Origin of the sequence: Acrocarpospora pleiomorpha (assembly GCF_009687885.1) — a bacterium.
GTDB classification, from domain to species: Bacteria; Actinomycetota; Actinomycetes; order Streptosporangiales; family Streptosporangiaceae; genus Acrocarpospora; species Acrocarpospora pleiomorpha.
Window position 1 is genome coordinate 1 of record NZ_BLAF01000012.1, and the last position, 26,970, is coordinate 26,970.

At 70.5% G+C, this 26,970-nt stretch carries 23 protein-coding genes; 7 read left to right on the forward strand and 16 right to left on the reverse strand.

Translation table 11 applies throughout. The annotated features are described in order from the left end of the window. From Aple_RS11525 to Aple_RS11535, 3 genes are all read right to left on the reverse strand, one after another. A partial coding sequence (locus tag Aple_RS11525; RefSeq protein ID WP_155344535.1) for a DUF8744 domain-containing protein occupies positions 1-1,555 on the reverse strand: 1,555 nt, incomplete at its 3' end. A gap of 283 nt (positions 1,556-1,838) precedes the next feature. Beyond that, positions 1,839-2,798, reverse strand: coding sequence for a radical SAM/SPASM domain-containing protein (locus Aple_RS11530; RefSeq protein ID WP_246264378.1), 960 nt, complete (start codon positions 2,796-2,798; stop codon positions 1,839-1,841). Beyond that, positions 2,795-3,520 carry a nitroreductase family protein gene (locus Aple_RS11535; protein ID WP_155344536.1) on the reverse strand — a complete coding sequence of 242 codons (726 nt, stop codon included), beginning with the start codon at positions 3,518-3,520 and terminating at the stop codon, positions 2,795-2,797. Before Aple_RS11535 ends, Aple_RS11530 begins: the two co-directional genes overlap by 4 nt. 443 nt (positions 3,521-3,963) lie before the next feature. Between Aple_RS11535 and Aple_RS11540 the strand changes: the two genes are divergently transcribed. Continuing rightward, on the forward strand, positions 3,964-4,329 hold the full coding sequence (locus Aple_RS11540) for a hypothetical protein (RefSeq protein WP_155344537.1): 366 nt from the start codon (positions 3,964-3,966) through the stop codon (positions 4,327-4,329). Positions 4,330-4,338: 9 nt separating this feature from the next. Here Aple_RS11540 and Aple_RS11545 read toward each other — a convergent pair whose 3' ends face one another. The 7 genes from Aple_RS11545 to Aple_RS11575 all read right to left on the reverse strand — a co-directional run bounded on the left by Aple_RS11545 (position 4,339) and on the right by Aple_RS11575 (position 13,838). After that, positions 4,339-5,931: a serine/threonine-protein kinase gene (locus Aple_RS11545; protein ID WP_170321409.1), complete on the reverse strand. Its 1,593-nt coding sequence runs from the start codon at positions 5,929-5,931 to the stop codon at positions 4,339-4,341. Then, positions 5,928-7,736 carry a serine/threonine-protein kinase gene (locus Aple_RS11550; protein WP_155344539.1) on the reverse strand — a complete coding sequence of 603 codons (1,809 nt, stop codon included), beginning with the start codon at positions 7,734-7,736 and terminating at the stop codon, positions 5,928-5,930. Before Aple_RS11550 ends, Aple_RS11545 begins: the two co-directional genes overlap by 4 nt. A gap of 74 nt (positions 7,737-7,810) precedes the next feature. Further along, positions 7,811-9,214, reverse strand: coding sequence for an SPFH domain-containing protein (locus Aple_RS11555; RefSeq protein WP_155344540.1), 1,404 nt, complete (start codon positions 9,212-9,214; stop codon positions 7,811-7,813). A gap of 79 nt (positions 9,215-9,293) precedes the next feature. Further along, positions 9,294-10,664 carry a glycoside hydrolase family 5 protein gene (locus tag Aple_RS11560; protein WP_155344541.1) on the reverse strand — a complete coding sequence of 457 codons (1,371 nt, stop codon included), beginning with the start codon at positions 10,662-10,664 and terminating at the stop codon, positions 9,294-9,296. Between the two features lie 20 nt (positions 10,665-10,684). Next, the gene (locus tag Aple_RS11565; RefSeq protein WP_155344542.1) at positions 10,685-11,473 is read right to left on the reverse strand and encodes a carbohydrate ABC transporter permease; all 789 of its coding nucleotides are present in this window, start codon (positions 11,471-11,473) and stop codon (positions 10,685-10,687) included. Next, positions 11,466-12,422: a carbohydrate ABC transporter permease gene (locus Aple_RS11570; RefSeq protein ID WP_155344543.1), complete on the reverse strand. Its 957-nt coding sequence runs from the start codon at positions 12,420-12,422 to the stop codon at positions 11,466-11,468. The genes Aple_RS11565 and Aple_RS11570 overlap by 8 nt, the downstream gene beginning before the upstream one ends. A gap of 45 nt (positions 12,423-12,467) precedes the next feature. Next, on the reverse strand, positions 12,468-13,838 hold the full coding sequence (locus Aple_RS11575; protein WP_155344544.1) for an ABC transporter substrate-binding protein: 1,371 nt from the start codon (positions 13,836-13,838) through the stop codon (positions 12,468-12,470). 360 nt (positions 13,839-14,198) lie between these two features. Between Aple_RS11575 and Aple_RS11580 the strand changes: the two genes are divergently transcribed. After that, entirely contained in the window at positions 14,199-15,257 is a 1,059-nt protein-coding gene (locus Aple_RS11580; RefSeq protein WP_246264380.1) for a LacI family DNA-binding transcriptional regulator, read from the forward strand. A gap of 7 nt (positions 15,258-15,264) precedes the next feature. On the opposite strand, the gene Aple_RS11585 is transcribed toward Aple_RS11580, so the two are convergent. After that, a complete protein-coding gene (locus tag Aple_RS11585; RefSeq protein WP_218038256.1) occupies positions 15,265-16,122 on the reverse strand; it encodes an NAD-dependent epimerase/dehydratase family protein in 858 nt (285 codons plus the stop codon). Between the two features lie 254 nt (positions 16,123-16,376). Between Aple_RS11585 and Aple_RS11590 the strand changes: the two genes are divergently transcribed. From Aple_RS11590 to Aple_RS11610, 5 genes are read left to right on the forward strand one after another with little or no spacing between them, the layout of a single operon-like run. Beyond that, positions 16,377-16,742 carry a tautomerase family protein gene (locus Aple_RS11590; protein ID WP_170321410.1) on the forward strand — a complete coding sequence of 122 codons (366 nt, stop codon included), beginning with the start codon at positions 16,377-16,379 and terminating at the stop codon, positions 16,740-16,742. Between the two features lie 27 nt (positions 16,743-16,769). Further along, a complete protein-coding gene (locus Aple_RS11595) occupies positions 16,770-17,789 on the forward strand; it encodes an NAD-dependent epimerase/dehydratase family protein (protein WP_155344546.1) in 1,020 nt (339 codons plus the stop codon). Continuing rightward, positions 17,786-18,655: an SMP-30/gluconolactonase/LRE family protein gene (locus Aple_RS11600; RefSeq protein WP_246264382.1), complete on the forward strand. Its 870-nt coding sequence runs from the start codon at positions 17,786-17,788 to the stop codon at positions 18,653-18,655. Before Aple_RS11595 ends, Aple_RS11600 begins: the two co-directional genes overlap by 4 nt. 1 nt (position 18,656) lies before the next feature. Next, positions 18,657-19,595, forward strand: coding sequence for an aldo/keto reductase (locus Aple_RS11605; RefSeq protein WP_155344547.1), 939 nt, complete (start codon positions 18,657-18,659; stop codon positions 19,593-19,595). Positions 19,596-19,620: 25 nt separating this feature from the next. Next, positions 19,621-21,933 carry a beta-xylosidase/alpha-l-arabinosidase gene (locus Aple_RS11610; RefSeq protein WP_155344548.1) on the forward strand — a complete coding sequence of 771 codons (2,313 nt, stop codon included), beginning with the start codon at positions 19,621-19,623 and terminating at the stop codon, positions 21,931-21,933. 41 nt (positions 21,934-21,974) lie between these two features. On the opposite strand, the gene Aple_RS11615 is transcribed toward Aple_RS11610, so the two are convergent. From Aple_RS11615 to Aple_RS11635, 5 genes are all read right to left on the reverse strand, one after another. Next, the gene (locus Aple_RS11615) at positions 21,975-22,970 is read right to left on the reverse strand and encodes a Gfo/Idh/MocA family protein (RefSeq protein WP_155344549.1); all 996 of its coding nucleotides are present in this window, start codon (positions 22,968-22,970) and stop codon (positions 21,975-21,977) included. Next, a complete protein-coding gene (locus Aple_RS11620) occupies positions 22,967-23,860 on the reverse strand; it encodes a fumarylacetoacetate hydrolase family protein (protein ID WP_155344550.1) in 894 nt (297 codons plus the stop codon). Before Aple_RS11620 ends, Aple_RS11615 begins: the two co-directional genes overlap by 4 nt. Further along, the gene (locus Aple_RS11625; protein WP_155344551.1) at positions 23,857-25,011 is read right to left on the reverse strand and encodes a mandelate racemase/muconate lactonizing enzyme family protein; all 1,155 of its coding nucleotides are present in this window, start codon (positions 25,009-25,011) and stop codon (positions 23,857-23,859) included. Before Aple_RS11625 ends, Aple_RS11620 begins: the two co-directional genes overlap by 4 nt. Next, positions 25,008-25,757, reverse strand: coding sequence for a ribonuclease activity regulator RraA (locus Aple_RS11630; protein ID WP_155344552.1), 750 nt, complete (start codon positions 25,755-25,757; stop codon positions 25,008-25,010). The genes Aple_RS11625 and Aple_RS11630 overlap by 4 nt, the downstream gene beginning before the upstream one ends. 147 nt (positions 25,758-25,904) lie before the next feature. Then, positions 25,905-26,954, reverse strand: coding sequence for a LacI family DNA-binding transcriptional regulator (locus Aple_RS11635; RefSeq protein WP_155344553.1), 1,050 nt, complete (start codon positions 26,952-26,954; stop codon positions 25,905-25,907). Positions 26,955-26,970: the final 16 nt, after the last annotated feature.

Below are 26,970 nucleotides of genomic sequence, written 5' to 3' on the forward strand. Positions count from 1 at the left end.
CCAGGTCCAGGCGGGTGGGTCCGGCAGTGGCCGTGCCATGACCGTTATGACCCGTGCCCGCCTCCGGCTGGGACGCCGCTGCCGTGCCGGTCGGGACGATGCGCATGGTCATGCCCGCCGCACGGTGCCCGGCCACCGTGCACCAGCCGTCCACCGGCTCGCCCAGCGGCGCCAGCTTCAGCGTGGCGCTCTTGCCCGAGGCCAGCATCGGGGTACGCTCACCGGTCGCCAAGCGCAGGTCGTGCCGCTGGGCGTCGGCGTTCGTGACACGCAGGGTCAGCACGGTGCCCACGGGCGCCTCGATCACGGCCGGGCGGATACTCATCCCGGACAACGTCACCTCGACCGTACGGGAACCCGTCGCGGCCACCGTGGACGGACCCGACACGTCGGTCGTGGCGACGACGACCGCGGCAGCGGTCAGCAGGCAGCCAACGACCACCCCGGCGATGGCCGCAGGCGACTGGCGCCACGTCCTGCCGCCCTTCACCCTCATGGCCTCCTCGGCGGCGACCGCAGGCCCGGTGCCGGTCAGGGAGCGCGTGAGCACGATCACGCACCCGGCGAACATCAGCAGAGCGACCGCCGCAAGCACGCCACCCAACGTGCGCACGACTTGGGCGGCGGCCAGGTCCCCGGCCACCCGCACCACTACCGCCGCGTGCAGCGCCACCAGCGGCATGTAGAGGACGGGCCGGTACGGCAGCCGCAGCCGCAGCAGCGCAGGCAGGATCACGAGGGCGTGCCCGAACACCATCGACATGACGAAACCGAGGAAGAGCGCATGAAGCGCGGCGTCGTACAGATACCGGCCCGACGCCAGGCCGGTGGCCGCCCACAGCGCCCCGGCCACCGCCAGCCAGCAGTACCCTGCCAGCAGGCAGGCGGCCGCGTACCGGGAGAGCCCAGCACCACGCACGGTCCGCCGCGCCACGTCGAAAAGGCCGAGCCACCCGGCGACCACGACCATCCCCGCCCCGGCCGTACGCGCGCCCGCGACCGGGGCGGAGAGGGACACCACGGCCCCCACGCCCACCAGCGCGGCGGCGGCCAGCAGGCCGGCCCAGGCGATGGGCCGCAGAAACACGACGTGCGCCAACTCCAGCCGCTCGGCGGCGATCGTCAGCACGAGGAAGACGGCGAACCAGACGACCAGCTCCGGCACCGGCCGCCCCGTGAGCCACAACCCGCCGGCCACTGGCCACGCCACCGCCCCGCCGAGCTGGAGGAACATCTCACGCGACCGCCGCCGGCCGAGCAGCGCCAGGTAGATGGCCACCAGCCAGCCGCCACCGGCGGTCAGTGCCACGCGGCCCATCTGCTCGGCACCGGCGGCAAGAGCCACCGCCCCCGCCGCGGCGAACGCCGGCGCCACGTATCCCCAAGGGCGGCGCAGCGCCACCGCACGTTCGAGCGCGATCAATGTGCCGAGGAAGCCGAGCGCCATGAGCGGCCCGTGCTGCTCGATGAACGACGCCGGTGCCGGAATCTCGTCCACCAGCAGCGCGAGTCCGCCGACGACCCCGGCGACCAGTGCGACCGCCGCCCCACCCATCAGAGGCAATCGCCTCCAGGCCACTCGGCGCCCCGGCAGTCTTCGCCGGGTGGCCTGTCCCGGCTGATCGGAGTATCCGGGTTGCGCTGCCTGTGGCGGCGCGCTGGGAGTCTGCGGTGTCGCCATGGTCTGTCACGCCCTCCGTTGCGCGTTCGTCATGTCGTCCTCACGTGATCGTGGATTCATAGGTGGCCGCGGCTGCGCGCCGCGAAATGTCCTCGTCTCATCCCCAGCTCACAGGTCGTGGCGCGGCCTATGGACCAAGGTCCCGACCTTCGGGAACTTACGGAGTGTGGAGGTGCCGGGCCAGGTCGCTCTGGTAGGGGAAGCTGCCCGGCTCGTAGCCGCACCAGGGTTCTTCGGCGAGCACGTCGCCAGTGCAGGCGTACGCGCGCGACCGCGAGCCGCCGCAGATAGTCCGGAACTCGCACGCCCCGCACCGCCCGCCCAGCCGGTCGGGATCGCGCAGCGCGGCGAACAACGGGGCGGACCGGTAGATCTCGGTCAGCGGCCGATCGCGTACGTTGCCCGCGCCCAGCGGCAGGAACCCTGACGGGTGCACGGTCCCGGTGTGGGAGACGAACACGAAGCCGCGCCCGGCGTTCACATCGACGGGCGGACGGCGCACCCGCGAGTCCCTGATCAGCCCGGACCGCCGTGCCCGCCGGCACAGGTTCCGGTAGAGCGGACCCAGCGTCTCGGCGTGGTCGGCGCCATGCTCGGCCAGGATGAGCCGCTGGACGGCCACGCGCCGGAAATGGTGCGCCTCAGTGGTCTTGACCGGGATCGTGGTGCCGAGGTCGTACAGGAAGTGCAGCACGTCCTCGGCCTCGGGCGGGCTCAACGCCGACAGCGCGCGGCCCCGGCCGGTCGGCACCAGGAAGAAAACGCTCCGCAGCAGCGCGCCCTGGTCGCATACCAGCCGGGCGATGTCCGGCACGAACAGTGGCGCGGGCCGGCCGAAATCTGCCATCTGCCGTATCAGCTCGCCGGCCTCGGCGGTGGTCAGCTCCTCGGGGTGCCGATCAGGCACGGCCTCGGCACGGCAGTGCAGGCAGGCCAGCGGACAGGCCCGGGTGGCCTCCCAGATCACGATGAACGGGCCGTCCGCGACATCTCGCCGGACCCGCCGCAACGGTGATCCATCGGACGGCCGCCTGCTGGAGCGCCCGGTTCCCGGTGCGGCTCCGCCCGGCCGGCCGGTCTCCCGCGCCGGCTGGACAGCCTCCGACCGCTCGGTCATACCCGCGCTCCCAGCAGGATGTGGGCTACCACGTCCGCGGCGGCGTGCTCGGGCACGCCGTCGGAACGCGCCCCCGAGCCGGTCCAGCGGGCCAGCTCAGCACGGTAGGACTCCTCGGCGGCCAGCGTGCCCTCGGCCACGGCGACCAGGTCCAGCACACGCCGCGCCGCCCGGCCCTTGACCAGGACCAGCGTGGCACCCTCCGGATAGGCCGCGGTGACCAGGTCGAGGAAGACGTTCCTCGGCAGCGGCCGGCCATCGAAGGGAAAGCGGTTGGTACGCCGGTGCGGGATCATGTCGTACAGCAGCCGCTCGTCCTGGTCGGGCGGGCCACCCGGTTCGGCGCGTACGGTGGCCAGCAGGTCGGGACGCCCGCCGGGATCGGGCAGTGGCAGGACCTGGGGGTGGTGCCCCGTCATCCGGATCGCCAGCCGCAGGTTGAACAGCGCGGCCCCGCAACTGATGCCGAGCCCGCGCCCCATGGGATCGGTGACGGCCAGCAGCCGGTCGAGGTCGGCGTACAGGTCCATGGTGGCGTCGTCGACGCGGCGGAAGCGCCACGGCTGGGTGTTGTGCACTGAGGGCGCCGCGACGGCGGCGTGCACGAGCCTGCGCACGCCGGTCCGCGTGGCGAAGGGTTTCTCCCCGACTGCGGACTGCGGGACGGCATAGGGCCCAGCGCCGGGAACACCGGGCTCAGAGATCGTGCCGGTTCCGGTCATAGGGCCATTCCCAGCGCAGAGGTAAGAACGGACATGGACCCAAAGATCCCGCGTTGCACCGTGTTCACAGCAGGGACCAAAGTCCTTCAGAGCGCGTCTGATAGACCGCTTTCGCCAAGACGCCGAATGGTGATCACCCGAGCGTGCTGGAGGATGGCATGGTGCTGAGCGAGGCGGTCCCGGAGGCGTTACCGAAACAGCCCGGACGCCTTCTGGCGGGACACGCGGCGATCTTGGATACTTGGCTCATGACCATGATTGCCAGGGTCTGGTTAGGGGTGATGCTCCTCGGTGGGTTGCTCACGGGGTGCAGTGACGGCAGCCCTGCCGCGACCGGCCCACCTGCGGGATCTTCCATACCGACCACATCCACCACCACGTCCACCACATCGACCGCACCGGCACGGCCGTTCGCTCTGCCGACGGACTGTGACGATCCCCGGTTGGCCGCGGCCATGGGCGCGTTGATCAAGGGCAAGAAGTTCGACCAGCGGTATGACTCCGCCGGCAAGGTGACCTGCTCGTGGGGGAAGGCGGTTCCCACGGCCGCGGTGACGATCGCCCTACCGTCGGCGCCACCCACGTACAAGGACTTCCCCGTGGTCGAGGTCCCTGAACTGACCGCTCTCGGCGTCGAAGCGCAGTCCGGCGGCACCGAGATCGCCGTTGGCGAGCGATCCCTGTACAACCAGGCGTTCGTGGTCATCGCCCCGCAGTTCCGGCTCACCGTCGACCAGACGAGCGAGGAGCGCCGCGACGACGATCTGCGCGAGGCCGCCGTCGCCCTCACCACGTGGTTGATGTCGTAGCGCCCCAGCTCAGGACACCCCCAGCTCCCGGCTGCTCTCGACCCGGAAGGAGCTGCCGTCGGGGACCATGGTGAGCCTGCTCACGGTCCCGTCCGCGCCGAGGCGGAATACCCGTGCGCCCGCCGAGGTGACCGCTTCCAGGGCGATGGCGCGCGCACCGGCGCCCGACGCGGCCGACAGCAGCGTCGTCGCCCGACCGGACGGCCACTCCCCCGTGATCATCTCAGCCGAATTCGGCTGCGGATCGGCCGGCCAGACGTGATCCAGCTTCCACACGGTTCCGGCCTTGCGCATCTCCATGACCACGCCGCCGGTACGGTAGTCGGTGGTGGAATCGCTGGTCGTGACCGTCTGGCCCCAGACCAGCACGACGACCCGGTCAGTGCGTGCGGCGATGATGCCGCTCTCGGATGCCACTGCCTTCTGCACGATCTTGTCGCCGTGGATGCGCTGCGCCTGGTCCTGGAGCCGGCCGGTGTACTCCACGTCCGCACGTCCTGTGGTCGCATCGTCCACTGCCCGAAGATCCTGGTCAAGCGTCTTGTAGCCGAAGCCGTTGATGACGCTGTAGGCGCTGCGTGCCGCTGTCTCGGCCTGCTGGGCGTAGAGCGGCGGCGGCGCAAGTACACCCCGCGTCTCCGCGCTTACCTGCCCGCCTCCGTCGCCGGCCCCTGCCCGCCCTCTCCACGTCACCGCACCGGCCCCACCGGCGATCACGACGACTGTTACCACCGCAACGATCCATCCCCGCTTCCATCCACGCGTCCGCGCCGACACGCCGACAGGCTTCATCGAGGTGCGGTCGACGAGATGGTAGAGGAGGTCCTGGGCGGACGGGCGGACAGCTGGGTCTTTGGCCAGGCAAGTCTGGAGGATTGCGCGCAGGAAGCCGCCCACCTCGGTGTCCGTGCCCAGGTCGGGTTCCCGATGGAGAACGCGGTAGACGACGGTCGGCACCGCGCCGTCACCGAAAGGAGGACGGCCTGTCGCGGCGTAGGCGAGCGTCGCGGCCCACGAGAAGATGTCAGCGGCGGTGGTCGGCGGATGTCCGGCCAACTGCTCGGGCGCGATGAACGCAGGAGTGCCGGCAATGACGGCATCCGTGGTGAGGTCGCCGACGGCGCGAGCAAGACCGAAGTCGACGACGCGGGGGCCGTCCGGACCGATGATCACATTGCGGGGGGTCAAGTCGAGGTGGGCGACGCCCGCGCGATGGATCGCGGTCAACGCGGTGGCGGTGGCGACGGCCAGCCGTTCCAGCGCTCCACCGCGACGGGGACCCTCGCGCCGGACCAGCTCGGCCAGAGTCGGACCGGGGACATACTCGGTGACGATGTGTGGCGGGTCAGCGGCCAGATCGGCGTCGAGCACCTGGACCGTGCAGAATCCGGAGACCCTGCGGAGCAGATCGAGCTCAGCCGCCACGCGGTGCCGCGTGGTCTCATCGGAGATCCGGGGGAGCACCTTCACGGCGACCTGCCGTCCGTCGTCCCCTACGGCGAGAAGGACGACACCCTGGCCGCCCGCGCCCAGCCGTCCGAGCACCCGGTATCGTCCGACCCTTTCCGGATCCCCTGAACGCAGCGGGGCGAACGGGCTCATTGGGTGCGCCGCTCGAACATGGACCGGTTGTCCTTCGGTGACGTGACGTCCTCCACCTTCCATTGCCCGTCGACCCGGCGCAGGTGCAGCCGGTAACCCACGACGTTGTGGTCGGGGGCTCTGGCCGAGTCGCCGAGGTGGATCAAGGTCGCGACATCGGGCCCGTCGAACCGTTCGAAGGCCGTACCGATGTCTCGGTATTGCCAGGTCCACCAGTCGGGAACCTGGTCATCGGGGATCGCGGCCAACTCTCGCCACCACTGCCCGGCCCGTCCTGTAGTGCAACGATCGAAGAAGTCCGGACGCTCTTCCAGGCGGGGCCCGTTGATGAAGGCCTCGCTCTGGCAACGGGCGGCATCGGCGACCATGCCCCGAACCTCGGCCGGCGGCCAAGCAGCGTCGGCCGGAGCCGCGGAGCCGGATGGTGTGGTCCGCGCATAATCCATCTTCCAGCCCTCGCCTGAGGGAATCATCTCGGCGAACAGCAGGGGATCGTCCGACTTCGCCGGAGTTCCGTTCCGGGTGATGGCGCTGAGTCCCGTGACGATGACCGACACCCGCTGCGGCGAGGCCCACACGATTCCCACGGCGGTCGCCCGCGCCGTCTGCTTCGCCTTCGCGGCCACCACCGCGTTCTTGGAGTTGCCGATCAGATGCTGGTAGTCCTGCGCCGCCACCCCGGAGAGCAGCGCCAGCGTACGCCGCGCTCCGCCGTCGTAGTCGGTGTAGTCGAGGCTGTACCACGTCTCAAAGATCGTCCGTGCCGCCCCCGCCGCCGCCAGAGCATACCCGGGAGGCTCGTGAGTCGTTGCGGACTGCGTGACCGTCGTCGCCTTCCCCGTGCCGTGCGGGGTGTCTCTCGCCCACCAGAGGGCCCCTGCTGTCAGGGTGAGCGCCGCGACGATCGCGCCCGACGCTAAGATCGTCCGGCGCCGCACCCTTGGCGGCTTCGTTCGTGCTCCCGCCGCGCCGCGTCCGGCACGACGCGGCTCGGCTTGAGGGCTGACGCCGAGATCCATGATGGACAGCGGAAGCTCGGATGCCGTGGGGCGGTCGGCGGGATCCTTGGAAAGGCAGCGTCCTACCAGGGAGCGGAGATGGCCAGGAAGGGCGCCGAGGTCAGGCGGCTCGTGGAGCACGCGGAACAGGACAGCCGGAAGCGTGTTGGCCTCGAACGGGGAGCGGCCGGTGGCGGCGTGGACGATGGTGGCGCCCCAGGCGAAGATGTCGGCGGCGGGCCCGAACTCCTCGCCCCGGATCTGCTCGGGAGCCATGTATCGGGGAGTGCCCACGTGGGCGCTGGCGACGGCGGCGCCGTCCTGAAGAACGCGGGCGATGCCGAAGTCGATGACGCGTGGACCGTCGCGCCCCAACAGGACGTTCTGCGGTTTGAAATCGCGATGGACGATGCCCGCCCGGTGAATCGCGATGAGAGCCGTGGCCGTCGCCACCGCGAGCCGGTCAAGCTCGGCTCCCGTGAGAGGCCCGTGTTCGGCGATGAAGGCATGGAGAGACTGACCGGCAACGTACTCACTGACGATGTAAGGCGGGTCGGCCGTCACATCGGCATCGAGGACCTGCGCGGTGCAGAAGCCGGACACGCGCCGCAGAACGGCGAACTCACGCTCGAACAGGCGGCGGGCATCGGAGCCGACCTCGGCGTTGATGACCTTTAACGCCACCTGGGCGCCGTCTGGCGCGTTGGCCAAATAGACGATGCCTTGGCCGCCGGCCCCCAGCCGCCCCGTCAACGCATAACGCCCGACGTGCTTCGGGTCGCCTGGAAGCAGCCCTTCAACACTCATCACCGCACACAGTAATGGCCATTCAACCGACCGGCCAGACTCACGGCTCAACCGTGTCCTGGAGGGGTTGAGGTTCAGGAACCCGGCTGGTCGGGGTCGAGTGGGGAGCGCAGGGCGCCGACCACGGTGGCGATCTCGGCCAGGAGGCCGGACACGGTGGTTCGGTCGGTGCCGTTGATCGATACCGTGCGTACTTCCTGAGGCTTGGGTAGTTTCGCCATGATCTCGGGCAGGGAGGCGATCAGCAGCGCCTGCAGGCTGGCCGGGGTCTGCTGGTTCTCGATGTCGGCCCGCAGCCGCGCGCGCTCCACGTCGAGCAGGGCCCGCTGGTGGTCGGACTGCGCCTGGGAGCGGGCCAGCGCGAGTTCGCCGTCGAGTTCCAGGCGCTTGAGCTCCTGCTCGCGCTCGATCCTGAGCCTGCCGGTCTCGGCCTCCTCGGCGTGCCGGTCGCGTTCCATGCGCAGCGCGTGCAGGGTGGTCTCGGTCTCCAGCTCGGACACCGCCCTGGCGTCGTCGTGTTCCCGCTGGGTGCGCCGCAGCCGCTCGGCCGCCTCGGTGTCGAACTGCCAGGCCTCGTTGCGGGCGCGCAGTTCGGCGAGCTCCCGCTCGTACTCCAGGCGCTGGGTCTCCTTGAGCCGTTCGGTCGCCATCTCCCGCTGGGCGATGGCCTCCTCGGCCTGCAGCTCGGCCAGCCGGGCGATCTGACCCTGCTCGGACCGGTACGGCTTCTGCAGGTTCTCCCAGAGCCGCGACGAGCTGACGACGGCCTCCTTGATCTGGACGGTGACGATGCGCAGGCCGAGCCCTTGGTCGCTGTTGTCCTCGCCCTCGGCCACGGCGCGCAGCCGGGCGGTCAGCTCCTCGATGATGGGCTGCTTGTCGCTGAGCACGTCGCGGACGCCCATGGTCGCGACCTTGTCCTTGATCGCCGCCTCCGCCTGCTCCCGCAGCTGGAGGTTGACCAGCCGCATCGGGTCCTCCAGGTCACCGAAGTCCAGCTTGCGGTAGGCGGTGCCGAAGTCCTGGATGATCCACTGCACGTAGCCCTGCACCAGCACGCCCTGCAATTCCCGGCAGACGCAGTACGCGTTGATCAGGATGGTCTGGGTGGCCCCCGGCACCACCAGGAAGGAGTCGGTGGCGGGATTGAAGCGGAACGACTCCCCGAGCCCGATGTGCAGCGGCTTCGCCCGGCCGCGCCGGGTGTGCACGACGAACGCGTTGGGCGGCACGAGCACGTTCTTCCAGCGCCAGAAGCCGGTGATCCGCACATCCACCGGCCCTGGCGTCAGCTTCTCGGCCACGCCCAGTGCCCCATCGCGCTTGACCAGCGGGCTTGCCCGCCTGGCCGCCGGAGCCGCGGGCGCCGCTCCGGCCACGGCGGCGCCGCGGCGCGACTTGAGATCGTCCTCAAGCACCGCCTGCTGCGCGACGACCTGTTCCAAATAGGCATTGCTGCCTTTGTCGGCGGCGCTCATCGTCCCCTCCTCGTGATCGCCGACGAGTCTCGCCTAAGCCGCCAAGTCCCCGCAACCGGAATGCACCGGGAAAACCCGGTCAGCCGGCGATCAGCTGGTCGCGGAGGGTGGTGCGGACGTCGCAGTTGGCGAGGGCGAAGGAGTCGGCCAGGGCGATGAGGTCGTCGTCGGTGAGGTCGCGGAAGAGTTCGGCGTACTCCTGCGCCAGGGGCTGGGCCACGGTGAGGTTGAGGATCAAGGTGCGGACCCAGTCGAAGCGGCCCCAGGGGTACGGGTCGAAGTCGGGGAACTCTTCGGCGATCATCGAGTAGAAGGGCTTGGTGATCTCGGAGATGCCGTAGCCGTCGCTGCCCCACTGGTCGGCGCCGAGACGGTTCTTCTTGGCGACGAAATCACCGAAGCGCTTCAGGTACGGGGAGTCCGGGCGGACCATGACCAGGCCCTGGCGGCCCAGGTCCTTGTACATCCAGATGGACCAGCCGGCGTCGTCGCGGCGGTAGATGTCGAGCTGGTCGGTCAGCAGCTCGCGGCGCATGGCGTCGGTGCGCTCGTCGCCGGTGTAGATGGGGCCGAACTCGCCGACCCAGACGGGGGTGCCGGTGCGGCGGCAGTATTCGGTGCGCTCGGCGTACTTGGCTTCCAGGGCGGCCTTGTCGAAGTACCTGCCGTCGGTCGTGCCGGGGTAGTCGCCACCGCCGCCGAGGCCGGGCGCGGCGTAGTCGTGGCAGACGTAGACGGTGTTCTCCCACGGCTCGTCGAAGACGTCGAACTCGGTGGAGTAGGTGTTGCCGTCCAGGAACAGGATGTGCCGGTCGTCGATCGCGCGGATGGCCTCGACCAGGCGGGTGTAGAACGGGCCGACCACCAGGCGCGACTCGTCGGCGGGCTCGTTGATCGGGTTGTACCCGGCCACCCAGGGGTTGTCCTTGTAGTGTTCGGCGATATGCTCCCACATCGCCACCACGCGGTCCTGGAAGTGCGGGTGGTCCCAGAACGCGGGGCGGTGGGTGGGGTTGTCGGAGTGCCAGTGGTGGTTCTGCGAGCCGGGCAGCGCGTGCAGGTCGATGACCGAGTAGATGCCGTGCCGCGCGCACGCCTCGATGGCCCGGTCCAGGTGCCGGAACCCGTCCTTCTTGAACTCGAACGGCTTGCTGTCGTCCTCGAAGTGGCGGTAGTTGACCGGGAAGCGCACGCAGTTCATGCCCGCGCCGGCCAGCAGTTTCGCGTCGTCCTCGCCGAAGAACGCGGTCAGCAGGCGCTCGAAGAAGAGCTCGTAGCGGTCCTCGCCCAGGACGGCACGGACCGTGGCGCGCATGAGGGACTCGTTACCGGAGTAGCCGGTGATGAAGTTCTCCATGTTCAGCCAGCCGCCCACCGCGACGCCGCGCAGACGGACGGGGGTTCCGCTCTCGTCGACGAACTGGCGTCCCGCGGTACGAAGAAACGTCATGTATTCCTCACATCTTTCAGTTACTTGATCGCGCCGGCCGACAGGCCGCGCTCGAAGAGGCCCTGCAGGCACAGGTAGGCCACGATCTCGGGGATCGCGGTGATGACCGCGCTGGCCAGCACCTTGGTCTGGTCGTTGCTGAACTGGCTGACGAAGAACTGCGGCAGCAGCGTCACGGTCTGCTGGGCCGGGTCCTGGATGAGCACCAGCGGCAGCAGGTAGGCGTTCCACGAGCCGATCAGCGTCAGCACGACGATCGCCGCGGCGATCGGCCGGGTCATCGGCACGACGATGTAGCGGAAGGCCGTGAACGTGCCGGCGCCGTCGATCCGCGCGGCGTCGAACAGCGCGTCCGGCACGCCGTCGATGAACCTGCGCGCGATCAGGATGGTGAACGGGATCTGCAGGGCGGCCAGCGGCAGCACCACCGCCCAGTACGTGTCGTACACGCCGAGCGCCAGGGTCGTCGCGAACAGCGGGGTGAGCAGCACGACCTCGGGCAGGGTGAGCGCGGCCAGGATCATCCAGAAGTAGACCTCCTTGCGGCGGATGTGCAGCTTGGAGAATCCGAAGGCGGCGAGCATCGTCAGGACGTACACGATCAGGATCGTCGAGACGGAGATGATGACGCTGCTCTTGAAGAACGTCCCGATGGCGCCGACCTCGAACACCGCGCGGTAGTTGCCCGTGCCCTCCCCCGCCAGCGAGCCCTGCACCATGACGACCAGGGGGAACAGGTACGGGATGATCATCAGGGTGACCAGGGCCTGCAGCACGAGTTTGGCCGGCAGGCGGCGTGCCTCAAACACCGGTCTCACCGTCCTTTCGGTTGGCCCGGACGGCGATGGCGATGGCGCCGGCCAGGGCCAGGATGAGCAGCATGATCGACAGGGCCGCGCCGTACCCGACGTGGGCGCTGGGGATGCTGATCCGGTAGATGTACGTGCCGAGGAACTCGGTGGCGTAGTTGGGGCCGCCGATGGTCACCAGGTAGGGGACGTCGAAGGTCTTCAGCGCCCCGATCACGCTGAGCATGCCGAGCGCCACGGTGGTGCCGCGCACCCCCGGCCACACGATGCTGACCAGCGTGCGGATGTTGCTGGCCCCGTCGGTACGGGCCGCCTCCAGCGTCTCGGGGTCGATCTGCCCCATCGCCGCGTAGTAGAGCACGAACGTCAGGCCGGTGAAATTCCAGACGGTGATGAACATGATGACCGGCATCGCCGTGCTCGACTGGGCGAGCCACGGCTGGGACAGGAACCCCAGGCCGATGTGGTCCAGGGTCCAGTTGAGCTGGCCGTCGGCGGCGAACATCTGCCGGAACACCGGCGCCATCGTGGCCGGCGCGATGACCACCGGGGTGAACACGATCACCTTGTAGAGGGCGCCGAGCTTGACCTTCGAGTGCAGCAGCGCCGCGAACACGAACCCGATGGCGGTCTGCGCGGTGAAGGTCACGATGAAGAAGATCACGGTGTGCCAGATGGCCTGCCAGAAGATCGGGTCCTGCAGGATCCGCTCGTAGTTCTCCAGGCCCACCGGGGTCGGCGTCGGGCTGGTGCCGTCCCAGTCCAGGGTCGACAGGTAGCCGGTCTCGCCGATGCAGAAGTAGAGGATGCCGACGACGAGGATGAACGCCGGCATGATCCACGGAACGCCGGAGGGTCGCAGCACCCCTCCCCGGGAGCGTCCCGGGGAGGGAGGCGCGGTGGACGACGGACGGCGCGCCCCGGTCTTCCGCGAGGTCGTGGAGGTCATGGGTCTCCCTGCACGTAGTGAATGGGACGGGGCCGTCCGGGTGGATTACTTGATCTTCGAGGCGGTGGCCTGCAGCGTGGCGGCGGCCTGCTCGGGGGTGGCCTGACCCGCCGCCACCGTGGTGGACGCGACGCCGATCGCGGTCTGCAGGTCGGCGACCACGGTCGCCAGGCGCGGCTCGGTGGACTTGCCGGCGTCGGTGATCAGCTTCTCCAGCGCGGGCCGCTGCACCTCGGGGTTGACCAGCTTGACGCTGTCCCAGTTGGGCTGCGCGCTGGTCAGGGCGGGGATGTCGTTGAGGATATCGGCCACCACCTGCTGGCCCGCGGCGGAGGTGCCGAGCCAGGTCGCGAAGGTCGTGGCGGCGGCGATGGACTTGGACCTCTGGTTCACGGCCAGCCCGAAGTCGGCGTCACCGTAGAGCGCGCCGACGTTGCCGGTGCCCGCCACGTCCGGGAACGGGATGGGGAGCTGGGTGAACGGCTTGGGGTCGGCGACGCCGGCGCCGGAGATGGCCGCCGTGCTGCCTTCGACGGTGGAGTACTGCATGTACCAGGTGCCCATCATCACCATGGCGTACTTGCCGGACATGAAGCCGTTGTTGGCGTCGGGGTACTGCTGCATGCCGAGGGCGCCCTCCTGCATGATCCCGTCGTCGAACAGCTTCTTCCAGAGACCCAGCGCCTTGACGATCGCCGGGTCGGTCCACGGGACCTCGCCCTTGAGCGCCTTCTCCCACACGCCCGGCGCGACGTTGTCGGTGATGGCCTGGAGGGTGTCCTCGTTGAACGCGGTCTGCGCGGCGCCCTGCACGAAGCAGCCGACGTTGTTGGACTTGAAGGTCTCGCAGACCTTCTTCCATTCGTCGTACGTCTTCGGCGGGGTCAGCTGGTACTTGTCGAACAGGTCCTTGTTCACCCAGACCGTCCCGGAGAACACCGAACCCACCGACAGGGCGGCGAGCTTGCCGCCGTTCATCAGGCTGCTCACCCCGATCGGGGCCAGTTTCGACTTCCAGTCCGCGCCCAGCGCCTTCTCGACGGCGGGCGTGAGGTCCACGGCGTTGACGCCGTAGATGTCGACCGAGCCGTTGGCGGCGCCGGGCGCGACGTCGAAGACGTCCGGGCCCACCGAGGAGGCCAGGGCGGGACGGATGGCCGCGTCGTAGCCGTCGATGGTGAGTTTCTTGAAGGTGACCTTGATGTTCGGGTAGACCTGGTTGAAGGCCTTGATGTAGGCCTCGGCGGGGGCCGCGTCGGGCGTCCACCCCCACCAGGTGATGTTCCCCGAGTCGGCGGACCCCTTGTCCGCGGTTTCTGCCGGTGCGCCGCCGGCGCATCCGGCCAGCGTCAACCCTACGGCCATGAGCGCGGCGACGGTTCCAAAGGGCTTCCTGGTTCGCGAGGATCCCAGCATGTGATCTCTCCTTGCACGTGATAGGCACGCACCGTGGTATGACGCCGCCCTGCGAGCTACCGACGGTTCGACCGAACGACGAGAGCCGAACCTGTCTACAACTTCCGAAAGTTTCGAAAGTGGTCTCGGGAGAGCGAAACATCGGCCGCCCTACAGTGTCAAGAACTTGGGCTGAATTGTTTCCGTTGAGTTTCGAAACTCCCGATCTTCACGGCCGGGCAATCCCGGCTTGACCTGGCCGTCACGCTGACCCTCGACGGCGAGTTTCCGCTGTTCCAGGCACCCTGGACCACTCTGTCCGCGCCGATGCTACGGTTATAGAAAGTTTCGATAGACCGATCCGAAGCGTGAAGAGGTGTCGTGGCGATCGAACCGTTGGCCCCGAGCACACGGAAGCGGGCCACCAGCAAGAACCGGGTGACCATCGCGATGGTCGCCCGGGAGGCGGGCGTGTCCGTGCCGACCGTGAGCAAGGTGCTCAACGGCCGTGACGCCGTCGGCCCGGAAACCCGCCGACGCGTGCAGGACGCGCTGAGCTCGACAGGTTACCAGCGTAGGGCCAGGTCAGAGCCACGCAAGGTGGGCCTGGTGGACTTCGTGATCACCGAGCTGGACACCGCCTGGGCGTGCGAGCTGCTGCGCGGCGCCGAGCAGGAGGCGTACCGGCTGGGCACCCGGCTGGTGCTGACCGTCACGCACGACCGGCAGGCCAACCCGCGCGAGTGGCTGAGCACCCTCGCCTCCCGGCCGACCGACGGCGTGGTCCTGGTGGCGTCGAGCACCCGGCACGTGGCCGCGACGCGGCTGCGCACGATCGAGGCGCCGTTCGTGGTCATCGACCAGTTCGGCGTCATCGACCAGTTCGGCGGGTACGACCACGACATCCCGACCATCGGCGCCACCAACTGGGCCGGCGGTTTCGCGGCCACCGAGCACCTGATCGGCCTCGGCCACCGCCGCATCGGCGTGATCACCGGGCCGGACGACGTGCGATGCAGCCTGGAGCGCCTCGACGGCTACCGCGCCGCGCTGCGCCGCGCGGGCCTGCCGGTCGACGAGCGCCTGGTGCGGCAGGGCGACTTCTACGCCGAGGGGGGCAGGCGCGGCGCGGCCGCGCTGCTCGACCTGCCGGAACCGCCCACCGCCGTGTTCGCCGGCTCCGACCAGCAGGCGACGGGGGTGTACGAGGAGATGCGGGTGCGAGGCCTGCGGGTGCCCGACGATCTCAGCGTGGTCGGCTTCGACGACACCGAGGTCTGCGAGTGGATGTTCCCCAGGCTGACCACCATCCGCCAGCCCCTCGCCCAGATGGCCGTGCTGGCGGTGCGCAACGTGCTGGAGCCCGCGCACCCGGCGCTGCGCCTGGAGCTGTCCACCAGCCTGGTCGTCAGGGAGAGCACGAGCCGTCCCCGCAGGTGAAAGGCCCTCAGAGCGCGTCGCGCCAGGAGTGTTCCGGCTCGAACCCCAGCTCCTGCCGGGCGCGGGTGATGTCGAGCGCGCTCTCGTAGCCGTCCAGCGGGCGGCGCACCGGCACGCCGGGGAACACCTCCGTCGCCAGCTCGGCTGTGGGCCGGTCCATCAGTGTGTCCCGCGCGGCGATCACGTACGACGGGGCGCCGGTCACGGCGGCGAGCAGGCCGCGGCGGCACGCCTGCGCGACGTCGCGGTCGTCGATGTAGCCCCACAGGTCGAACACCCTGGTCAGCGGGTCAGCCCAGTAGGTCGGCACCCTGGGGTAGTCGGCGGCGGCGTGGATGTTGGACAGCCGCAGCGAGACGATCGGGATGCCCGACCACGCCGAGATGTGCTCGGCCATCGTCTCGCCGACCACCTTCGACAGGGCGTAGGTCGACATCGGGTACGGGTAATGGTCCTCGTCCACGGGCAGGTAGCGCGGCGGCGCGTCCGGGCCGAACGGGAACCCCAGCGCGGTCTCGCTGGACGCCCACACGATCCGGCCCACGCCGAGCTTGGCCCCTGCCAGGAAGACGTTGGCGTTCATGGCGTTGTTGGTGTTGAGCGTGCGGGCGTCGGTGAAGTAGCCGGGCGCGGGGATCGCCGCCAGGTGGACGACGCCCTCCACGCCGGTCAGCGCGTCGACGGCGTCGCCGAAATCGGTCAGGTCCGCGCGCAGCAGTGGCGTGCCAAGCTGTTCCCACAGCTCACCGCGGTCACCGGGCGCGCCGGCCACGTCGACGGCCCGCACCTCGTGCCCGTGCGCGAGCAGGTCCTGGAGCACGGCCCGCCCGGCCTTGCCACTCGCTCCTGTCACCGCGATCTTCACGGCAGGCCTCGCTTTCGTTCCGGAATCGCAGAGACCTACGGTAGTAGATCGGGTACCGAAAGTTCGTCGAAACTATCGAGCCCTCGAATTCATCGACCAGACCGCCCTGACAGGCAAAAATGCGGTCATCGGGCCCGGTCGTTCGGTACTCCGCCTTGACGTACGAGAGCGGGTCGTTCTACTTTGTCAACGTACCCCTGAAGTTTCGGATAGTTTCCGAAAGTTTCTGTGCCGATTTTCTGAAGGAGCCACCGGTGCCTCTGGTGCAGATCGACCTAGAGCGTTCCCTCGCCGAACGGCTGGGCGGGCAGATCAGCGACGGGATCCATCAAGCGCTGGTGGACGCGCTCGGGATGGACCCGACCGACAAGTTCCAGATCTTCCGCACGCACGCGCCGGGCGAGATCGTCTTCGACCCGGCGTACAACGGCGTCGACCGCCGCCGGCTGGTCAGCGTCCAGATCCAGATGGTCCACATGTACGACGTGACCACCAAGTGGGCGATGTTCGACGAGATCGCCAAGCGGCTGGAGGAGATCGGCGTCCGCAACGACGACCTGCTGATCAGCATCGTGGAGAACGGCTTCGAGGACTGGTACGCCGGCAAATCACGCAGCTGACCCGATCAACACTGGCTGGAGTCCACCATGAAGGTTCTCTATATCGGCGGCACCGGCACGATCAGCTCGTCGTGCGTGGCCGAGTCCGTGCGCCAGGGCCAGGACGTGTACGTCCTGAACCGCGGCCGCACCTCGGGCCGCCGCCCCCTCCCCGACGGCGTCACCCCCATCACCGGCGACGTCCAGGACCCCGAGTCCGTCCGCGCGGCGCTGGCCGGCACGGCGTTCGACAGCGTGGTCAACTTCCTCAGTTTCGGCGCCAAGGACGCCGAGGCGGCGGTCGGCCTGCTGGACGGCCGCGTCGGCCAGTACGTGCACATCAGCTCCGCCTCCATCTACCACAAGCCGGTCCGGCAGTGGCCGATCACGGAGTCGACCACCCGGCGCAACCCCTACCTGGCCTACGCCCGGGACAAGATCGCCGCCGAGGACGTGCTGCGCCGCGCGTACGAGGAGCGTGACTTCCCGGTCACCGTCGTGCGGCCGTCGCACACCTACGACGACGCCCACCCGCCGCTGCCCGGCGACTGGACCGCCTGGGACCGCGTCGCCCGCGGCGACGAGCTGGTCGTGCCCGGCGACGGCACCAGCCTGTGGACGCTGACGCACGCCCGGGACTTCGCCGTCGGCCTGGCCGGCCTGATCGGGAACTGGCAGGCCATCGGCGAGGACTTCCACATCACCTCCGACGAGGCGCTGACCTGGAACGAGATCTACGGCATCATCGGCCGCACGTCCGGAGTCCAGGCGCGGCTGCTCCACCTGCCGTCGGAGTTCCTGCCGAAGGTGGCGCCGGACTGGTTCTGGTCCGACCTGATCGTCGGCGACCTGGCGCACAGCGCGGTCTTCGACAACAGCAAGATCAAGCGGTTCGTCCCCGCGTTCCGGCCCACGACCACCTGGTCGGAGGGTGCCCGCCGACTGCACGACTGGCGGGCCGCGCACCCAGGGCAGACCCGCCCGGACCCGGCCACCGACGCGGTGCTGGCCCGGCTGGTCGAGGCGCACCGGACCGCCGTCGCCGCGCTCACCCCACTGGCCCCATGATGCCGGATGACCTGACCGCCGAGGTGTGGCTGGAGGTCTCCGGCGTGCACCTGGAGGGCGTGGTGTGGGACGACGTCGCGGACCGCCTGCGGTTCGTGGACATCCCCCGTGGGCGGGTCTTCGAGGCCGGGACCGGCTGGTTCGACCTGCCCGCCCCGGTCACCGCCGTACACCCGACCACCGACCCCGCGACGCTGTTGGTCGCGGACGGCGACGGCATGGCGCTGACCTCGGGCGGCGCGCTGACCGAGCGGCTCGCCGCGCCGCTCGCCGGGCGGCCGGAGATCCGCATGAACGACGCCAACGTCGACCCCGCCGGGCGCTACCTCGCCGGGAGCATGGCCTACGACGTCACGCCGGGCGCGGGCGCCCTCTACCGCCTGGACGCCGACCGCTCCCTGCACATCGTGCTGACCGGCGTCACCATCGGCAACGGCCTGGACTGGTCCCCCGACGGCACCTTGTGCTATTTCGTGGACAGCCCGACCCGCCGCGTCGACGTGTTCGACTACGACGTGACCACCGGCGCCCTGTCGGGACGCCGGACGTTCGCCGACACCTCCGGCCTGCCCGGCATCCCCGACGGCCTGACCGTCGACGCCGACGGAGGGGTGTGGGTGGCGTTCTGGGGCGGCTCGCGCGTGGTCCGCTACGACACCGGCGGCCGGGCCGAGCGCACCGTCCGTCTGCCCGTCACGCAGGTCACCTCGTGCGCCTTCGGCGGTCCCGGCCTGGACCAGCTGTACATCTCCACCTCCACCGAGGAGCTCACCCCCGACCAGCTCCGTGACCAGCCCACCGCCGGCGCGATCTTCCGGGCCGAGCCTGGCCGCCGCGGCCGACCCGCGAACAGGTTCGTGATCTGACATGATCCGCCGCCCATTCGGCCGCACCGGGCTCAGCGTGACGCCCATCTGCATCGGCACCAGCCCGCTGGCCAGCATGCCCGCGCTGTACGGCTACGAGGTGGACGACGCCAGGGCCGAGGCCACGGTGGACGCCGTGCTCGACGGCCCGTTCAACTTCCTGGACACCTCCAACAACTACGGCGGCGGCACCGCCGAGCGCCGCATCGGCGCCGTGGTGCGCCGCCGCGGGCTGCCTGGCGGGTTCGTGCTGGCCACCAAGGCCGACGCCGACCCCGGCACCGGCGACTTCTCCGGGGACCGGGTGCGCCGTTCGGTCGCGGAGAGCCTGGAACGCCTCGGGGTGGACCACGTACCGGTCATGTACCTGCACGACCCCGAGTTCCACGTCACCTTCGAGGAGGCCATGGCCCCGGGCGGCGCGGTCGAGGCGCTGGTCGCGCTGCGCGAGGAGGGCGTGGTCGGCCATCTCGGCATCGCGGGCGGGCCGGTGGAGCTGATGCGCCGGTTCGTACAAACCGGCGTGTTCGAAGCCGTGATCAACCACAACCGCTGGACCCTGGTCGACCGCGCCGCCGAGCCGCTGATCGAGGACGCGGTGGCGGGCGGGGTCGCCTTCGTCAACGGCGCGCCGTACGGCGGGGGCATGCTCGTCAAGGGCCCCGACGCGCAACCCCGGTACGCCTACCGCGACACCGCCGAGCCGGTACGCGAGGCGGTCCGCGCGATGCGGACCGCGTGCGCCGCCCACGACGTGCCCCTGGCCGCCGCCGCGCTGCAGTTCTCGCTGCGCGACCCCCGGGTGACGTCGACCATCGTCGGCGTCTCCGAGCCCGAGCGGATCGCCGCGACCCTGGCGCTCGCGACCACCCCGATCCCCGCCGAGCTGTGGCACGAGCTCGACCGGCTGACGCCCCCGCCAGGCGGGTGGCTGGAATGACCCGCCGTACCAAACGGAGTGACATATGACCCTCGTGAGCACAGACGCGTGGAAAGACGCCCGCCGGGCACCCGGAGAGCGGGTCGAGGCGCTGATGGCGCGGATGAGCCTGCCCGAGAAGGTGGCCCAGCTGTACGGCGTCTGGGTGGGCATCGACAACACCGACGGCGAGATGGCCCCGCACCAGCACGAGTTCACCTCGCTGCCCCTGCCGTGGGACGAGCTGGTCAAGAACGGCATGGGGCAGCTGACCCGGCCGTTCGGCACCGCGCCGGTCGACGTGGTCAAGGGCGCGGCCACCCTCGCCGCCGCCCAGCGGTCCATCATGGCGGCCGGGCGATGGGCCATCCCCGCGGTGGTGCACGAGGAGATCCTGACCGGCCTGGCCGCGTGGCAGGCGGGTGTCTACCCCTCGCCGCTGTGCTGGGGCGCCACCTTCGATCCCGGGCTGGTCGAGCGGATGGGCGCGCAGATCGGCGCCACCATGCGGCGCCTCGGCATCCACCAGGGCCTCGCCCCGGTCCTGGACGTCGCGCGCGACCTGCGGTGGGGCCGGGTCGAGGAGACCATCGGCGAGGACCCGGTGCTGGTGGGCACGATCGGCAGCGCCTACGTGCGCGGCGTGCAGTCCGCGGGCGTCATCGCCACGCTCAAGCACTTCGTGGGGTATTCGGCGTCCAAGGGCGGCCGGAACCTGGCCCCGGTATCGGCGGGCCGCCGCGAGATCGCCGACGTGCTGCTGCCGCCGTTCGAGATGGCGCTACGCGCGGGCGCCGGCTCGGTGATGAACTCCTACGCCGACATCGACGGCACCCCGGCGGCGGCCGACCCCGCCCTGCTCACCGACCAGCTGCGCGACCGGTACGGCTTCACCGGCACGGTGGTGGCCGACTACTTCTCCGTCGCGTTCCTGCAGACCCTGCACCACGTGGCGGCGTCCCCGGCGGACGCGGCCCGGCTGGCGCTCACCGCCGGGATCGACGTCGAACTGCCCACGGTGAACTGCTTCGGGCCGCCGCTGGTCGACGCGATCGAGCGCGGCGAGGTGGACGTCGCGCTGATCGACCGAGCGCTGCGGCGGGTGCTGCTGCAGAAGTGCGAGCTCGGCCTGCTCGACGAGGGCTGGACGCCCGAGCCGCCCGTGCTGGACGAGGACGGCGAGGTCGTGCTGGACGACGCCGAGGTGCGGGCCCTGGCCGGTGAGGTGGCCCGCCGCTCGGTCGTGCTGCTGCACAACAGCGCGGGCACGCTGCCGCTGGCCGGGGGCCTGAAGCTGGCCGTGGTCGGGCCGCGCGCCGACACCCCGCAGGCCATGATGGGCTGCTACTCGTTCCCGATGCACGTCGGCGTGCACCACCCGGAGACCGGGATGGGCATCGAGGTGCCCACGCTGGTGGACGCGCTGCGCGCCGACCCCGCCGGATACGACGTGCGCCACGCGCAGGGCGTCCCGGTGCTCGGCGGCGACGACGAGGGCATCGCCGCCGCCGTGGCGGCCGCGGCGGACGCCGACGTCTGCGTGGCGGTCCTCGGCGACCAGGCGGGACTGTTCGGGCGCGGCACCTCCGGCGAGGGCTGCGACGCGAGCGGCCTGCGCCTGCCCGGCCGCCAGGAGGAGCTGCTGGAGGCCGTGCTCGCCACCGGCACGCCCGTCGTTTTGGTGCTGCTGGTGGGCCGTCCGTACGAGCTGGGCCGGCAGATCGACCGGCTGGCCGCCGTGGTGTGCGGGTTCTTCCCGGGCGAGGAGGGCGCGGCGGCGCTGGCCGACGTGCTGTCCGGGCGGGCTGACCCGGCGGGGCGGCTGCCGGTGAGCTTCCCCCGGGACGGCGGCAACCAGCCCGCGACCTACCTCGGAGCGCCCCTCGCCCAGCGCGGCGAGGTCAGCAACGTGGACCCCACCGCGCTGTTCGCCTTCGGCCACGGACTGTCGTACACGCCGGTCACCTGGACGGGGATCGCCGGAGACACGTCGTGGACCACCGACGGCACGTTCGACGTGCGGGTGACGCTGCGCAACGAGGCGGACCGGGAGGTTTCCGAGGTGGTGCAGGTGTACCTGCACGATCCGGTCGCCGAGGTCGCCCGCCCCGTGCAGTCGCTGCTCGCCGCGCACCGCGTCGACCTGGCCCCCGGCCAGACGCGCGAGGTCACGCTCACGCTGCACGCCGACCAGACCTCCTACACCGGGGCGTCCTGGCGGCGGCAGGTCGACCCCGGCGAGGTGGAGCTGCGGGTGGGGGCGTCCAGCGCCGACATCCGGGAGACCATCGCCGTCACGATGACCGGCCCGCGACGCCACGTCGGCTTCGACCGGGTCATGGAAGCAACCGTCGTGTGAAAGACGGCGGCCCCGCGCAGGCGGGGCCACCGTCTTTCTCGTCACTCGCTCGGGTACCGCAGGCCAACCTGGGCCCGGACCTCATCCATCGTGCCCATGATCTGGCAGGACTCGTCGAGGGTGAGGGTCGGGCTCTCCAGCAGGCCCGCGCGCACGCAGCGCGCGACCTCCTCGGTCTGGAAGCGCAGCCCGTTGCCCGGCACGGCGAACTCGTACCGCTCCACCGCGCCGGTGCGCGCGGTCAGCGTGAAGGACGTCGGGCGATACCACCAGGCGTCGATGTCGATGCGCGCGTCCGTCCCCGCGATGGACGCGCGGTTGGGCAGGAACGCCTCCATGCTGCTCGTCGCCACGCCCTGGCGGCCGCCCGCGTACCCGGTGATCACCGCGGTCTGCCCGTCCACGCCGGTGTCGCCGAACTGCGTGGCGGCGAGCACCGTGGCGGGAGCGCCGAGCACCATGGACAGGAACGACACCGGGTAGACCCCGAGGTCGAGCAGGGCGCCGCCGCCGAGGTGCGGGTCGAACATGCGGTGCGCGGGGTCGCGGTGGAACCAGACGCCGTGCTCGGCGGTCACCAGCCGCACGTCGCCGAGCCTGCCCTCGTCGAGCAGCCGGCGGATGCGGACCATGTGCGGCAGGAAGCGCGTCCACATCGCCTCCATCAGGAACACCCCGCGGGCCCTGGCCGCCTTGACCAGCTCCTCGGCCTCGGCCCGGTTGATGGTGAACGGCTTCTCGACCAGTACGGCCTTGCCCGCCTCGATGGCGGCCAGCGCGGCGTCCCGGTGCGCGGTGTGCGGGGTCGCGACGTACACGGCGTCGATGTCCTCGGCGGCGAGCAGCTCGGCCTGGTCGCCGTAGGAGCGGGGCGCGCCCACCTGGGCGGCGAACGCCTCGGCGCGGGCCGCGGTGCGCGAGCCGACCGCCACCAGCTCACCGGCGTCGGACAGCCGCAGGTCCGCGGCGAAGGCCGCGGCGATGCCGCCGGTGCCGACGATGGCCCAGCGCAGCGGTTCGGGGGTCGGGGTGGTCATCGCAGCGATGTCTCCAAGGTAGGGGTGGGTTCGCCGGGCTTGCCGCGCACGATGGGGTTGCGCAGCACGCCCACGCCGCCGATGCCGATCTCGACCACGTCGCCGGGGGCGAGCGTGAACGGCGCCGGCGGCACCAGGCAGGTGCCGGTGGACAGCACGACGCCGTCGGGGTGCACGTCGCCGAACATCAGGTAGGCCACCAGGCCGTCCAGCCGCCTGCGCAGCCGGCCGGTGCTCGCCTCGCCGTGCCACGCCGGTGCGCCGTCGCGGTGGATCGTCATCCGGATGGCCAGGTCGTAGGCGTCCTCGACCGCCCACACCGGGGTGACCCACGGGCCGAGGCCGCAGGCGCCGTAGAAGATCTTGGCCTGGGGCAGGTAGAGCGGGTTCTCGCCCTCGATGCTGCGCGAGGACATGTCATTGCACACCGTGTACCCGACGATCTCGCCGAGGCTGTTCACCACCAGGGCCAGTTCGGGCTCGGGCACGTCCACCGTCGAATCGGGGCGGATGGAGAGGTCTCCCCCGGTGCCCACGGCCCGCCAGCCGGCCGACTTGAAGAACAGCTCGGGCCGCTCGGCGTCGTAGACCTGCTCGTAGACGGTCGCGGAGCGCTCGCTCTCCTCGACCCTGGCCTCCCGGGACGTCTCGTAGGTGACGCCCGCCGCCCACACCTCGGTGCGGCCGTCCACCGGGGCCAGCAGCTCGACCTCCGCCAGCGGCACCCGCTCACCGCGCGGGCCGGCCAGCCTGGCGCGCAGCTCGTCCAGCGGCAGCGTCCACAGCTGCGCGAGGGACGCGACACCGGTCAGCTCGGCGACGGCGCCGTCGTCGTGCAGGCCGATCCGGGGTTCGGCGGATTGTCGCGTGCGATACCTGACGATGTTCACCTGACTCCTTCTAGCGCGTGGGCCCGCAGGTAGTCCATGTCGAAGTCGAGCCCGAGGCCGGGGCCCGGCGGCAGCTTCAGGCGGCCGTCACTGTTATCCAGCGGGGTGCGCAGGAACCGGTTGTACGCGCTGAGATCGTGGCCGCTCGACTCGAGGCGGTAGAAGTTCGGCACGGTCAGCATGACGTGGCCGCCCGCGACGAGATTGACCGGGCCGCTCGCGTCGTGCGGGGAGACCGGGACGTAGTACGCCTCCGCCATCGTGGCGATCTTCTTCAGCTCGCTGATCCCGCCGGTCCAGGTGACGTCCGGCATCACGAAGTCGGCCAGCCGGTTCTCCAGCACGGGGACGAAGTCCCAGCGGGTGTGCAATCGTTCGCCCACCGAGATGGGCACCCGCATCCGGTCCCGTACCTGCTGGAGGGCGTGGCGGCTCTCCGGGGGCACCGGCTCCTCGTACCAGTGGATGCCGCCCACCGCGTCCAGGGCCTGGCCCAGCCGGATGGCGGTGGGCACGTCGAACCGGCCGTGCGCGTCGACGAGCAACTCGACGTCGGGCCCGGCGAGCTCGCGGATGAGCCCGGTCAACTCGATCGCCTCACGCTCCAGCGCCCGGCTCAGCCGGCCGTCGAGGTAGCGGTCGTTGGCCTCCGGCTGTCCGGGCTCGTGCGGGAACGGGTCGAACTTGATTGCGGTGTGCCCGGAAGCGACGATCTTCCCGATCTCCTCGGCCACCCCGTCCCTGGTGCCGAACTTCGACTGATCGGGATGGGTGTACAGGAGCAGGTCGTCGCGTACAGCGCCGCCGAGCAGATCGTGCACCGGCACGCCGAGCACCTTGCCGCGGATGTCCCACAGCGCGATGTCGACGGCGCTGACCACGTTGGTGCCTGCGCCGCGGCTGCCCATGTAGGTGAACGCCCGGAACAGCTTGTGCCAGATCTCCTCGATCCTGGCCGGGTCGTGCCCGGCGAGCAGCTCACCCGCCTGCCGCAACAAGGCCGCGACGCCGCGGTTGGCCGCGCGGGTCGTGGTGGTGACCTCACCCCAGCCGTCCACGCCCTGATCGGTGCGCACCTGCAGGAACAGGAACTCCCCCCAGTAGGAGCCGCCGGACCGCACCAGCCACGGCACCAGCTCGACGATCTTCACTCGCCCGCCCCCACGCGCCGGGCGCGCCGCCAGCGCTCGTACTCGGGCGTGGCCTCCTCCGACAGCGGATAGTACGTCCTCAGGTCACCGCCCTGGGACAGCCGCTGGCGGGAGAACTCCTCCCATTCGGCGTGCCGGCTCGCCTCGGCCAGCAGGTCCGGGGCCAGCTTGATCGGGACGACCACCGCGCCGTCGTCGTCGGCGACGATGATGTCGCCCGGCATCACGACGGTGTCGCCGCACGCCACCGGCACGTTGACGGCGGTGGGGAAGATGCCGGTCTGGGAGTGGAAGTTCGGGGTGGCGCCGCGCACCCACAGGCCGAGGCCGAGGTCCCGCACCTTGCCGATGTCGCGCACGCAGCCGTCCACGACGACGCCGAGGCCGCCGCGGCGCTTGAAGTACAGCAGCATCATCTCGCCGAACACGCCGCTGCCCATGTCGCCGCGCGCGTCCACCACCACGATGTCGCCCGGCCGGGTGTGATACAGCACGTGCCGGTGCAGCTGCTTCTCCGGGTCGGCGTACTCGTCGACCGGGTAGAGGTCCTCGCGTTTCGGCATGAACTGCAGGGTCAGCGCCGGACCGGCGACGCAGATGCCGGGCGTGTGCGAGACCGGGCCGCGGATGTGCGCGCTGCGAACCCCGAGGCGGTTGAGCTCGCTGCTCGCGGTGGCGCTGCCGATGGCCTGCAATCCGGCGACGAGCTCGCCCGCCGGGCGGACGATGTCGTGCGTCTCGATCACGTCGGTCTCTCTTTCACCCGGAGATGCTCGGCTAGTTTCGAGGGAATTTCGGAAACAGTAGCCGACGCAATGGTAGCGTCCTCGGGCTTTCCGGGCGACGTCCAGGCCAAACCGTCGAAACATCGGATCGAAACTCGGTGCTCCTGTTCAGCGCGTACGGCGCCGGGCCAGCGGGGCAGTACTGCCGCGCACCACCAGCTTGGTGGACAGTTCGACCCGGCCCTCGGGCATCTCGGTGCCGTCCTGGTGCGCGAGCAGCGTGCGGACGGCCAGGGCGGCCAGTTCCGCGATGGGCTGCCGCACCGTGGTCAGCGGCGGGGTCACCCACTGCGACATGGGAACGTCGTCGAAACCCACGACGCTCAGGTCGTCGGGCACCCGCAGGCCCCGCTGCTGGATCGCGGCGTAGACGCCGAGCGCCTGCTCGTCGTTGGCCGCGAAGATGGCCGTGGGCGGCTCCGGCCGGTCCAGCAGGGCCAGCGCCAGCTTGAGGCCGGAGGCGTAGTGGAAGTCGCCGTGCTCGACGAGCCCGTCGTCGGCCGTGATCCCGGCCCGCTCCAGCGTCGCGCGGTACCCGGCCAGCCGCGCCTGGCTGCACAGGAAACGCATCGGCCCCGTGATCACCCCGATGCGCCGGTGACCGAGGTCGATGAGGTGCTGGGTAGCGGCCATGCCGCCGCCCCAGTTGCCCGCGCCGATCGACGGGATGCCGATGTCGGAGTCGCCGACCGGGTCGACGAGGATGGCCGGCACGCCGAGCTTGGCGATGCGCTTGTGGTCGGCCGCCGTCAGCTCCGACATCGCCAGGATGATGCCGCGCGGCGACCGTTCGGCGATGTCCTCCAGCCACTGCTGCCCGCGCCCTGGGCCGCTGTCCAGCACGGACACCACGATGCCGACCCTGGCGGCCCGGGCGGCCTCCTCGGCGCCGCGGATCATCTCGGCGGCCCACGGCGTGCTCGGGTCGTTGAACACCATCTCCATCAGGCCACCGCCCCGGCGTTCGGCGATCACCGGCCGCTTGGTGCGCTTGGTGGGGATGTAGCCCTGCGTGACAAGCGCGGCCTCGATCTGCACCCGGGTGGCGGGCGCGACGTCCGAACGGCCGTTGAGCACCTTCGACACGGTCGCGCGGGACACCCCGGCCTGGGCTGCGATGTCGGCGACAGTGACGCGCCGTTCGATCGAGTCGGACACCAACCGTTGCTCCATC